The 12,059-nt window shown below is 45.0% G+C and carries 9 protein-coding genes; 3 read left to right on the top strand and 6 right to left on the bottom strand.

All coding sequences use genetic code 11. The features are described 5' to 3' along the window. Nucleotides 1–189: 189 nt before the first annotated feature. Both ansA and sppA read right to left on the bottom strand, forming a co-directional pair. On the bottom strand, nucleotides 190–1,224 hold the full coding sequence (gene ansA / locus Q9312_RS03645) for an asparaginase (protein WP_309203197.1): 1,035 nt from the start codon (nucleotides 1,222–1,224) through the stop codon (nucleotides 190–192). 80 nt (nucleotides 1,225–1,304) lie between these two features. After that, entirely contained in the window at nucleotides 1,305–3,173 is a 1,869-nt protein-coding gene (gene sppA, locus Q9312_RS03640) for a signal peptide peptidase SppA (protein ID WP_309203195.1), read from the bottom strand. Nucleotides 3,174–3,407: 234 nt separating this feature from the next. Here sppA and Q9312_RS03635 point away from each other — a divergent pair, with 234 nt between their 5' ends. From Q9312_RS03635 to Q9312_RS03625, 3 genes are all read left to right on the top strand, one after another. Beyond that, the gene (locus Q9312_RS03635) at nucleotides 3,408–5,441 is read left to right on the top strand and encodes an FAD-dependent oxidoreductase (protein ID WP_309203192.1); all 2,034 of its coding nucleotides are present in this window, start codon (nucleotides 3,408–3,410) and stop codon (nucleotides 5,439–5,441) included. Nucleotides 5,442–5,598: 157 nt separating this feature from the next. After that, nucleotides 5,599–6,390 carry a DUF2797 domain-containing protein gene (locus Q9312_RS03630; protein ID WP_309203191.1) on the top strand — a complete coding sequence of 264 codons (792 nt, stop codon included), beginning with the start codon at nucleotides 5,599–5,601 and terminating at the stop codon, nucleotides 6,388–6,390. A gap of 149 nt (nucleotides 6,391–6,539) precedes the next feature. Next, a complete protein-coding gene (locus tag Q9312_RS03625) occupies nucleotides 6,540–6,923 on the top strand; it encodes a SpoIIAA family protein (RefSeq protein ID WP_309203189.1) in 384 nt (127 codons plus the stop codon). A gap of 108 nt (nucleotides 6,924–7,031) precedes the next feature. Here Q9312_RS03625 and Q9312_RS03620 read toward each other — a convergent pair whose 3' ends face one another. From Q9312_RS03620 to Q9312_RS03605, 4 genes are all read right to left on the bottom strand, one after another. Further along, nucleotides 7,032–8,504, bottom strand: coding sequence for an amidase (locus Q9312_RS03620; RefSeq protein WP_309203188.1), 1,473 nt, complete (start codon nucleotides 8,502–8,504; stop codon nucleotides 7,032–7,034). Next, a complete protein-coding gene (locus Q9312_RS03615; RefSeq protein ID WP_309203187.1) occupies nucleotides 8,501–9,223 on the bottom strand; it encodes a hypothetical protein in 723 nt (240 codons plus the stop codon). The genes Q9312_RS03620 and Q9312_RS03615 overlap by 4 nt, the downstream gene beginning before the upstream one ends. Nucleotides 9,224–9,332: 109 nt before the next feature. Continuing rightward, entirely contained in the window at nucleotides 9,333–11,081 is a 1,749-nt protein-coding gene (locus tag Q9312_RS03610) for a 2-oxo acid dehydrogenase subunit E2 (protein ID WP_309203186.1), read from the bottom strand. Continuing rightward, nucleotides 11,078–12,058: an alpha-ketoacid dehydrogenase subunit beta gene (locus Q9312_RS03605; protein ID WP_435408771.1), complete on the bottom strand. Its 981-nt coding sequence runs from the start codon at nucleotides 12,056–12,058 to the stop codon at nucleotides 11,078–11,080. Before Q9312_RS03605 ends, Q9312_RS03610 begins: the two co-directional genes overlap by 4 nt. Nucleotide 12,059 lies beyond the last annotated feature (1 nt).

Genomic DNA, 12,059 nt, shown 5'->3' with positions numbered 1-12,059 from the left:
TATGCAAGTGGTGTTTGAAATTTATTCAGAAAGATGGCTTAAAAAGGCAGCCCCTACACTGCCTCATTTATGTTGGGTTTCGCCCCTAAGTTATAGCATGTCCTATAAATCTGACTGCTGCGTTAGTGTTCAGCGCACCCAAATCGTTTAGAGCGTTAAATCATATAGTGATTTAAATCATCAAGTGCGTTAATTCATTAAGTTCTTTAGGGGGAGCGTTAATTCGCCCCGTAAGTTTTGTTGCATTTTCGATTTAATGTCGCTGGTATTCAAACCGAGACTAAACAAATAGTACAACTTACTTAAAGCGGCTTCGGTCGTCATATCGTATCCACTAATCACGCCGCATTGTTTTAACCGGTTACCTGTTTGGTAGCCCTCCATATCAACCGAGCCTCGGTAGCACTGGGTAATATTGACAATGATGACGCCTCTTTGACTCGCATCTTCCAGTACTTTTAGGAACTCGCCATCATTAGACGGTGCGTTGCCCATTCCAAAGGTTTGTAGAATCAGTCCGCGAATCGGATCAATCAGTAAATTACTGAGCATTTGTGCAGACATTCCGGGAAAAATGCTAACCACAGCAATCGGTGGAGGCGTAATTTTTTGAACTTTAAACGGCCGAGAGTTGGCCTCGATCATAACGTGTTTGTTCAACTCAATCGTGGTGCCCACTTTTGCAAGCGGGGGGAAATTGGGTGAACCAAAAGCGTGAAAGTTATTGGCGTCGATTTTTTGTGCTCGATTACCTCGGTATAGTCGATCGTGAAAATATAAGCAAACTTCAGGAATAGCATGTTCGGCCGCCAGAATGACCGAAGTAATAAGATTATCTCTTCCATCGCTACGCAATTCTCCAAAGGGAATTTGCGACCCCGTCACGATGACTGGTTTGTCTAAGTCTTCGAGCATAAACGAAAGAGCTGAGGCTGTGTAAGCCATGGTATCGGTACCATGAAGAATGACAAACCCATCAAAATTTTGGTAATTCTGCCGAATATCTTCGGCGATGGCGAACCAGTCTTGTGGAGTAATGTTCGAAGAGTCGATCAGATGATCGTATTCATGAATTACATAGTCCGGCATATCGGCTCGATTAAGATCGGCAAGTTGCTTCAATTCGCGCGTTAAGTAGCCTGCTTCTGGGGCAAATCCCTGAGCAGTTTTTTTCATACCGATAGTACCGCCTGTATAGGCAATATAAACAGATCGCTTGGTCATTCGATTACTCATTAAAAAAGGCGAACATAATGTTCGCCTTTTTCATTAGTTTTGACAACTTTTGTTAGTTAAAAGAGTTATCAATCGATCTCACAATTACAGTGAACGTAAGCATGATGAGGATCGTTAAACACTTTAACTTTCTCCATTTCAGCTTTTAAGTCGAGGATTAAAGCGTCGACAGGCGTATCACTTTTGAATGATTCAATAAGCTCTGGCGATTCAGCGACCGTCGCATTGAATAAATCTTTCAATAATTGTTCTTTTTCAGTCAACTCACGTTTAACTTTCCAGATGTCGTATTTAGACTCTTCTAAGTTAGCCAGTTTCGCAGCAGATTTGATCGCGTCATTGAGTGAACCAAGATTATCGACCAAGCCAAGTTCTTTTGCTTTGATACCAGACCAAATTCGTCCCTGAGCAATCGCATCAACTTCTTCGGTAGTCATATTACGACCATTTGAAACTAAGGTTAAGAAGCGACGATAGCCATTTTCGATATTGGCTTGAATGATCTCTTTAACTTCTGGCGACAAGCCGCGGCCCACATCCATAGCACCGGCAAGATTGGTCGTTCCAACACCGTCTCGAGAAATGCCTGCCCAATTAAGCGAACGTTCAAAGGTAGGAATAAAACCAAAGATACCAATTGAGCCAGTCAAAGTGGAAGGGCGTGCCCAGATTTCATCTGCGTTTGCCGAAATCCAGTAGCCACCTGAAGCGGCGTAAGTGCCCATTGATACAACTAAAGGCAAGCCTTTTTCCTTTGCTTTTAGTAACTCTTGACGAATCACTTCCGATGCAAATGCGCTGCCTCCTGGGCTATCGACGCGTAACACAATCGCTTTAACTTTATCATCAAGACGAGCACGTCGGATTTTATAGGCCAGCGTATCGCCGCCAATAGTCCCTTCTTTTTGGCGGCCGTCCATGATCGCGCCTTTGGCGACAATCACGGCGACTTTATCGCTGTTAGGGTTTTTAAACTCGATGGGTGGTTTGATGGCCTTCAAGTACTGGCGATGATTAATTTGCTTATAACTGGTCTCTTTTTCATTTTGTCCGACTCTTTCGATCATCATTTCACGAAACTCTGGACGAGAGACGAGTTTATCAACTAATTTTTGCGAGATCGCTAATTGGGCGAAGTCGCCATTGTTTTGTCGCATGCCTTCAGCATAACTATTAATTTGTCGGTCAATATCGGCTGCGTCGATTCCACGTGCTGCTGCAATATCTTGCTTAAATAACTCCCAAATATCGCCAAGGAATGCGCGATTAGCATCTTTTGCGTAATCTGACATATCGTCGCGAAGATAAGGCTCAATTGCACTTTTATAGGTACCTACCTTGAAAACGTTAGGGGTTACTTTTAGGTTTTCTAGCAATGAAGCGTAGTAGGTACGAACACGGCTATAGCCCTCTAAAATGACACCACCATAGGGATGCATATAAACTTCATCCGCTTGTGCGGCGATGTAATATTGCGATTGTGAAAAGAAGTCACCGTAGGCTACGACCTTTTTGCCACTTTCTTTGAAGTCGGCAATGCCATCACGAAGCATCTCTAGCATTGCTGGTCCAACGCCAGAAATTTGCCCAGGATAAATCGCGAGGGTAGTGATGCGATCATCGTCTTTTGCCTCTTTAAGCACATCAAGAAGGTCATAAATGCTTTCTTCTGGAGGCTGCTGATTGCTAATTTCATTCAGCGCTTCTGTCACTGGATCGACAAATTGAGGTTGCTCGGTGATAACGCCTTTCGGTGCAAACACCAATGCAGCACCTTCGGGCACTTTAACTCTTTCGCCACCACTAAACATGGGAACAATAACCCCAAAAATAGTGATAAATAATGCAATTAATCCGAATACAACGATGGCATTGGTTTTAAATACCATCCAGATGTAATAAAAAATCTTTGCGGCGGTACCAGCTGGTTTTTCCACGGTGACTCCCTAAAATTCACTTAAAAACAAAAGGTTATTGCCTCTTCTTAAAAAATAACTTTAACTGGTAAAGTGCTTTGTTAAAAAGATAGCGGGTAATGAGTATGTTAATTATCGTTTTTATTACATTTAAACGCTGTCGCAAAATGTAATTAAATGTAATTGCTAGATTTATTGTATGGTCGCTGTTAAAGTTTCGGGTTAAGTGGTTAGACCAGAATATTGAGAAAAGATATGGATCAGAATGCTTTTTACCCTAATTTAATGAAACCCTTGGACCTCGGTTTCACTCAAATTAAAAACCGCGTACTTATGGGATCGATGCACACAGGTCTCGAAGAAGAAAAAGGCGGGTTTGAGAAAATGGCGGAATACTTTGCCGCTCGAGCTAGGGGAGGCGTTGGGCTAATGGTAACTGGGGGCATCTCACCGAATTATCGCGGTCGATTAGCACCTCATTCCTCTCAGTTGTCCTCACGACGCCAAGTTAAAAAGCATCGAATTATTACTGAGGCTGTTCACCAAGCTGACAGTAAGATTTGCCTACAAATCTTACATGGCGGGCGATATTCCTATCACCCGTTGAATTGTGGACCTTCTGCTATCAAAGCTCCGATTAATCCATTTAAACCCAAAGCACTTTCATCACGCGGCGTGAAAACGACTATTCGTCATTATGTTCGCTGTGCAAAGTTAGCTCAAGAAGCGGGCTATGATGGTGTTGAGGTAATGGGGTCAGAGGGTTACCTGATTAATCAGTTCATTTGTCAGAGAACAAACAAACGAAACGATGAGTGGGGCGGAAGTTTTGAGAACCGAATTCGGTTTCCCATTGAAATCGTAAAGCAAATTCGCCAAGCCGTCGGTGACAACTTCATTATCATTTATCGTTTGTCGATGATCGATTTAGTTGAAGAAGGCTCAAGTTGGGAAGAAGTCGTTGCGTTGGGCAAGGCAATTGAGCAAGCTGGAGCGACTTTGATCAACACCGGGATTGGATGGCACGAAGCTCGGGTTCCAACCATTCAAACCTCGGTACCTAGAGCGGCTTTTACTTGGGTCACTGAAAAACTCAAGTCAGAGGTTTCACTGCCTTTAATTACCACCAATCGAATCAATATGCCTGACGTTGCAGAAAGTGTTTTAGTCGCTGGACAAGCTGATATGGTATCTATGGCGCGGCCTTTTCTTGCCGATCCTGAGTTTGTAAATAAAGCTGCAGCTGGAAAACCAGAGTCAATAAATGTCTGTATCGGATGTAATCAAGCTTGTCTTGATCATGTGTTTAAACAACAAAGAGCTTCCTGTCTTGTGAACCCTCGCGCCTGTTATGAAACCGAGTTAGTCGCGAGCAGTGCGGTCGAGCCTAAGCAATTAGCGGTTGTTGGCGCTGGTCCTGCCGGGATGTCATTTGCGCTAGAAGCGGCGAAACGGGGTCATAAAGTGACTTTGTTCGAACGCAGTGAACGATTGGGCGGGCAATTCAACATCGCCAAACAAATTCCTGGAAAAGAAGAGTTCTACGGAATGATAGATTATTTTAGTCATGAGTTAACCCAAGCGAAGGTATCCATTCGACTGAATACCACGGCCACCGCTGAGTTACTTGAAGAAGAAATGTTTGATGAAGTTGTACTGGCGACTGGGGTTACTCCAAGAATTCCAAAAATTGAAGGCATTGAACACGCAAAAGTGTTGACTTATTTAGACGTAATTTTAAATAAAGCGCCTGTAGGACAAAAAGTCGCAGTTATCGGCGCCGGTGGCATTGGCTTTGACATTAGCGAATATTTAACGCATTCGGGTGAATCAACAACGTTACGACCACAGGCTTGGATGAAAGAGTGGGGCGTGGATGCTGAATACCGTCACCGTGGTGGACTGCTACCCGAGCCAATCATTGAACCATCGCCACGAGAAGTGATTATGTTTCAACGCAAAGCCACCAAAATGGGAAAAGGCTTGGGTAAAACGACGGGTTGGATACATCGAGCTACCTTGAAGAATAAACAGGTAAAAATGGTCAGTGGTGCTCAGTATCTTAAGATCGACGACATAGGATTGCATGTACAGGTCGGTGATGAAGTGACCGTCTATGAGGTCGACAACATTGTTTTGTGTACTGGCCAGGAGCCATTACGAGAGCTGCAACAATCCATTGAAGAGAAAGGCCTACCCGTTCACCTTATAGGCGGAGCGGATGTAGCCGCAGAATTAGATGCCAAAAGAGCAATACGACAAGGCACCGAGTTAGCTTTGGCGATATAAAAATAGTGCGTATCGAACTTCCAATAATCTGAAAGAAAACTCTCCTACGGGAGAGTTTTTCGTTAGGCCTCTTTTCGATTTCATCAAACTTTGTCAAACTATCGATTGTATTTAAACTGACTGCAAGGCCGTTATGATTGTTGGAAATTTAAGAAAGATGGTATCGAATTTAGCTGATACCGTAGAGTATCAGTTGCCAGTGGGTGATGAATTGGTTCCTTTGAATCCTTTGCTGGGAAAAGAACTTACACTGACTTTTACAGGAAAAATAAATTGTGCTCACTGTGGAGCTCTGACCAAAAAAAGCTTCTCGCAAGGTTATTGTTTTCCATGCATGCGTAAACTGGCGCGTTGCGACATGTGTATTATGAAGCCAGAAACTTGCCACTACCATGAAGGGACTTGTCGTGAGCCAGAATGGGGAGAAGCGAACTGTTTCATACCGCATTATGTTTATCTATCGAATACCAGTGGTCTTAAAGTCGGTATTACTCGTCACTCACAAATTCCAACGCGTTGGGTTGATCAAGGCGCGACTCAAGCGTTAAAAATATTAAAAGTGGCAACGCGTCAGCAATCGGGTCTTGTTGAAGTGGCATTTAAAGATCTTATTGCCGATAAAACCAACTGGCGAGCGATGCTCAAAGGTAATGCTGATCCTATGGATTTGAAGTTGGTTGCTGACGATTTAAAGTCGCAATTACAACAGTCACTAGCGAATATAATATCCAGCCAAGGCGAGTCAGAAATAGAGTTTGTTGATTCTGATGTTGTTGAAATTAATTACCCGGTGCTTGCCTTTCCTGAGAAAATTAAATCTCACAACTTCGATAAAGAACCAAGAGTGAGTGGGGTTTTGCAGGGCATAAAAGGGCAGTACTTAATCTTTGATACCGGTGTCATCAACATACGCAAGTTTACGTCTTATGAGGTTGAAGTAACGGTTTAGCGTCGTTTGAATGGCTTGAGTTAAACTTTATCATGATCTCTATCAATAAACGGCGAGTGCTATTCCGATAGTCTATGGTTGTAGTGATGTAATTCTGTTAAATGACATGACCATTGGAATGATCTCGATGGTGCATTGAGGAGACTACTATGGAAATCTTAACTCACGGTCTTTTGGTTGGAATACAACGCTTTAATCAAGAAGTATTTATCACGATTAAAGCAACCGGAAAGCTCACTCACGAAGATTATGAAACTATCACACCTCTCATTGAGAATACGTTAAGTAGCGTCGAACACCCAAACGTAAAGATGTTTTTTGATGGGTCAGAGTTTGATGGTTGGGACCTCAGAGCTGCATGGGATGATCTCAAACTCGGACTGAAGCATAATAAAGAGTTCAGTAAAATTGCGATTCTTGGGAACAGCCGCTGGCTAGAGCTGGGAACAAAAGTCAGTGCATGGTTTGTTTCTGGTGAGGCGAAGTATTTTACCGACAAAGAACAAGCGTTAACCTGGCTAGAGGGAAAGTGAGTCTTGAAGGAAGACATTAAATTTTCCCTAGTATTCAAGATTCATCAGCGTCGCACACCATAAAATTATAGCTTTTTATGGTGTGTTGATGTGCTTATCTTTTAAGTCTTAAAGTTTGCAACCTATAAAATCTGGCTCCAGTTGCTTGGCTAATTGAAACAACGTCTCTTCCTCGGCGAACTGACCATACATTTGAACACCAATTGGTAGTCCATTGCTGTGTTTTGCCAATGGTAAGCTTGCTGCAGGAAGCCCAGTAATGTTACCAAGAATAGTAAACGCCATTTTCTCCAATACCGGCATGGCGAATTGTTCAGCAAGCCCTAATCGAAAAGATAACTTCCCCATATTAAAATGGCTGCTCATTTCAAGCAGCCACTCTTCGGCCGGCGATTTTAATAACGCTCGGTGTTTTACCGCTGTAGTTGGAACGGTTGGGCATAAATAAGCATCGTAACCAAGCATGTAACCATGTGTATGCGCGCGAATGTTTTGCCATTGATTAAGAGCCATAACTAAGTCGCCCGCTGAAAATGAGCGACCAATCATGGCTAAGTTTTTAGTTTGAGGCTCTAGCAATCTAGCGGCTTTTCTGCCAAATGTTTGTTTGATTTCCTTTTGTACCGCGGCAACGTGGGCTGCTACGACGATAAAGAAACTGCTCCACAGGTCATCATGATTAAATTCAGGGTCTCGCCATTCAACCGTGTGCCCTAAGTTTTCTAATTTTGTCGCCGTATCAATAACTGCTTGCGATACTTCTGGATCGACTTGTGTTCGAATATGAGGTTGAGCAGAGGCGATGATTTTCATCGGTTTTATTGTCGAATCTTTTAACATTTCTACGTAGGGCTTAGCTGGCTTTGGTATAGAAAACGGACTGGCTACATCTTCACCTAAAGTTGCATCAAGTAATGCTGCGCTATCACGAACGCTTCTCGTTATTGCATGCTCGACGACCGCGCCAGCCCAATCTTCGCCAATCTTTGGCCCCATTGGCGTACGATTACGGCTCGGCTTCAATCCAAATGCACCACACCAGGCCGCAGGGAAGCGAATAGAACCTCCACCATCTCCGCCGTGGGCCATGGGAACGATTCCAGAAACAACGGCGGCAGCACTGCCACCAGAAGAGCCTCCAGCGCTGTAACCTTGCCGGTGAGGATTATGAGTAGGCCCAAATGCTTTAGGCTCCGTTGTGATGATAAGCCCATACTCTGGGGTGTTGGTCTTGCCGAAGATATTTAGTCCAGATGAACGGTAGCGGCTGGCGAGGGTGGAGTCGGTTTCTGGCGTCCACCGTATGCCACGACTGCCCATACTCATTGGCTCGCCAGCCAAAGCACATTGCAGATCTTTCAATAGAAATGGAACGCCAGAGAATGGTTGTGACGAAGGAAGCTGATTCGCCGCTGACATCGCTTTTTCTGCAAAGGTATGAATGACTGCATTTAACGATGGATTAACTTGCTCCAGTCTCTGCAGTGCGCAGGTTAGGAGTTCTGTTGGGCTCACGTCTTTGGCCTGTACCAGCGAAGCTAAACCAATACCATCGAGTTGCATATACTCCTGTAAATTCACTGCTGCGTCTCCTCAGTTAAGTTCTCATTGGTATTTGGAACGTTCGCAATACTTTGAATACTTTCTATCGGGAGCACTTGCGTTGAGTCACAATCGACATTGTAGAGAAATACAAATTTAGTGGTTGTGCCGAGTAGCTTCCAACTAGCAATCTGTGATGCTTCACATTGACCGCGAATCCATTGTTGCTCTTGCTTCACTTGCACAAAGTTATTCGCAGAGCTTTTAATTTGGTTTACTTCATCGGCGAGCAGTAGCTCGAGAAAAACGGCAAAGTACAAAATCAATGACACTAAAAGACTTAACCGCAATGCTGTTCGATTTTTAGGAACATAAAAAAAGACGAAAAAGACTACTCGCATCCAAGGCGAGAAGTTTTTACCTTTTTCCTGTTGGTAACGGGTAGACCACATTGCGGCCTTTACGATGGCTATAATGACGGCTAATGCGCCAAACACGGCGATAGACACTTTGGGTTCTTGTAACCCTGCAATTAATATATCGGTCACCTCTAAATACTTTAAGATAGAGATATTAAAGTGGCTGTAATACATCACCAAATAGGTCAAACCAATCAAGGCCCAAATGAAATAGGTTGAACTCAAAATTAAGCCTGGGTGGGTTAGTAGTTGGCGAGGTCCGTCGCCAAAAATTCGTTCGGTTAAATGAGCATCATTCCGTGGTTCATTTTGTTTTTGCGATGTCTCTTTGCTATCCATGTAATGGCCCAATTGATCGAATATTAAGAGAGTAGTCTACCAATAAAAAAGGCCCTTACACAGTAAGAGCCTTGAAGTTGCATTTCTGATGTTTTTTTAACAAAGTCACTTATTGCGCTTTGCTTAGATCTTCCATTATTGCGGCAAGGAATCTAGCTGCTTCACCACCAGTACACGCTCTGTGATCGAAGGTGAGTGACAGTGGCAACATCTTCTGATTAACAATGCCTTTATCGGTTAGTTGTAGTTCGTTACGGAAGCGTCCAGTTCCGAGAATGGCGACTTGTGGTGGTGAAACCACCGGTGTGCCATATCGACCAGCAATAGAGCCAAAGTTAGATAAAGTAATGGTGGCATCAGCGAGATCCGCCGGCTTTATTCCCTTATTCGCAATCTTGTCTCTGAGTACTTGAACTTGAGCGCGTGATTCGGTCATCGACATTTGATCGGCATTATGTACAACAGGCACATATAAACCGTCTGCGGTATCAACCGCAATACCTACGTTCACATTTGGATGCAACAGTCGCTCCATGTTTTCGCCATCGAACCAAGCATTTAGTGCCGGCTCGATTCTCGATGCGTAACACAAAGCTCGAATGTAGCGAGCCAATGAGTCAGTGCCTTTTGGCCATGCGCTGATATTCACATCTTCAACTAATGTCGTTGGCACTACCGTCGCATGCGAGTGAGCCATACCTTGTGCCATTGCTCTTCGTACACCACGAACGGTTTGTGGTTCACGAGTGATCGACACGCTTGGCAGTCGGTTGCCGCCAGATGAGGTCGACGGTGATGAGGTAGACGATGATGAGGTCGACGGTCTGGCTTGCGACGATGCAACATTCGCTGAGGCCGTTGACCTGCCTTGGGCCGCATTTTCTACGTCGCTCCGAGTGATGCTGCCTTTGCGTCCTGATGCTTGACATTGACCCAGATCGACACCCAGACGTCGCGCTAACGCTCTTACCGCAGGAGACGCTTTGTAGGATAGTGGGTTAGCGGTATCGGTACCGGCTACTACAGCCGCTGCAGAAGCACTTGATGCGACCGCGTTGCCAGATTTAGCCGCGGCCTTAACATCCGCTTGTGTAATGGCGCCATCGGTGCCAGTACCTTTAACTTGGGTTAAATCAACCTTGAGTTTGCGAGCTAAGGCTTTAACGACTGAGTTTGCTGACTCTGCAACAATGGTGTTGCCAACTTCAACAGCGCCAACGACGGTTCCCGCATCGCTAGAAGCTTCCTCTGCAGGTGCTTCTGATGGGGCCGCTTGAGTGGTTGAAGCTGAGCCGCCGCCAAAGGTTACTAACGGCGCACCTACTTGAATCACATCTCCTGCTTGCCCGTGCAGTTTGCTAATGGTTCCGGCGACAGGAGAGGGGACTTCAACAACCGCTTTCGCTGTTTCCATCTCGACCATAGGCTGATCTACGGTGACAGAATCGCCTTCAGATACTAACCATCTGACAACTTCTGCGTCGGGTAAGCCTTCGCCGAGGTCAGGCAGTTTAAAGACTTCTGAAGCACCTTGAGAAGTGCTAGCAGGGGCGGCCGAAGTGGTTGCATTCTCGGTTGCAGGCGGAGTAGCTTGCGCTTCTTGTTGGCTCGCGCTTGAACTCGAATCTCCGTCAAACTCAACTAATGATGCTCCGACTTGAATGACGTCGCCAGCTTGTCCGTTAAGTTTGGTTATGGTGCCAGCATAAGGCGAGGGAACCTCTACCACGGCTTTTGCAGTTTCCATTTCGACCATTGGTTGATCGACGGCAACTGTATCGCCTTCTTTGACTAACCATCGTACGATCTCGGCATCGGGCAAGCCCTCACCTAAATCGGGCAAATTAAAAGTCTTCATGAGTACTCCACCGTTTTTCTTACTTCTTCCAGAATACGATCAACTGTAGGCATGTACTGCTTTTCTAAGCGATAGTAGGGCATGATGGTGTCATAACCCGATACTCGACCGATAGGGGCAAGTAGATTAAATATCCCTTTTTCGGCAATTTCTGCAGCGATTTCCGAACCAAGACTGCCAGCTTTTGGGGCTTCTTGAACAATCACGGCACGGCCAGTTTTCGCTACTGACTCTAAAATGGTTTCAATATCGAGAGGGCTCACAGTCGCTACATCGATAACTTCGCAACTGATACCTTCAGCCGCTAACTTATCTGCTGCCATATTCGTTTCGTGCAGCATGGCACCCCAGCTGATTAAAGTAATGTCAGTTCCTTCCCGATCCACAAAACAGCAGCCGAGTGGGTAGTCTTCACCATTGTCTTCGACTTCATGTTTCACAATCCGGTAAACACGTTTTGGCTCCAAGAAAATGACCGGGTCTGGGTCGCGAATGGCCGCTAACATTAAGCCGTACGCGCGTGAAGGGTTCGATGGAATCACGACTTTGAGGCCAGGAATATGAGCAAAGATTGCTTCAGTGCTTTCTGAATGATGCTCTGGGGCATGAATGCCTCCGCCGAAAGGTGCGCGAAGTACCAGTGGTAAAGTTATTCGACCGCGTGTGCGATGACGCATTCTCGCCATGTGACAGATAATTTGGTCGACAGCAGGAAAAATAAATCCCATAAATTGAATTTCTGCAATTGGCTTGATGCCTTGTGCCGCCATTCCGACTGAAACACCTGCAATCATAGATTCTGCAAGAGGCGTATCGATAACTCGGTCTTTACCAAATTTTTTCTGCAGACCATCGGTTGCTCTAAAAACACCACCATTGGTTCCAACATCTTCACCTAAAGCGACAACGCTATTGTCGACACCCATTTCATGGGCCATTGCCATATTAACGGCTTCAATTAGAGTAATTGCAGGCATC

This window comes from Pleionea litopenaei, from assembly GCF_031198435.1.
GTDB lineage: Bacteria > Pseudomonadota > Gammaproteobacteria > Enterobacterales > Kangiellaceae > Pleionea > Pleionea litopenaei.
Note: the sequence above shows the minus strand (reverse complement) of the source record. Positions and strands in the feature narration are given on the sequence as shown.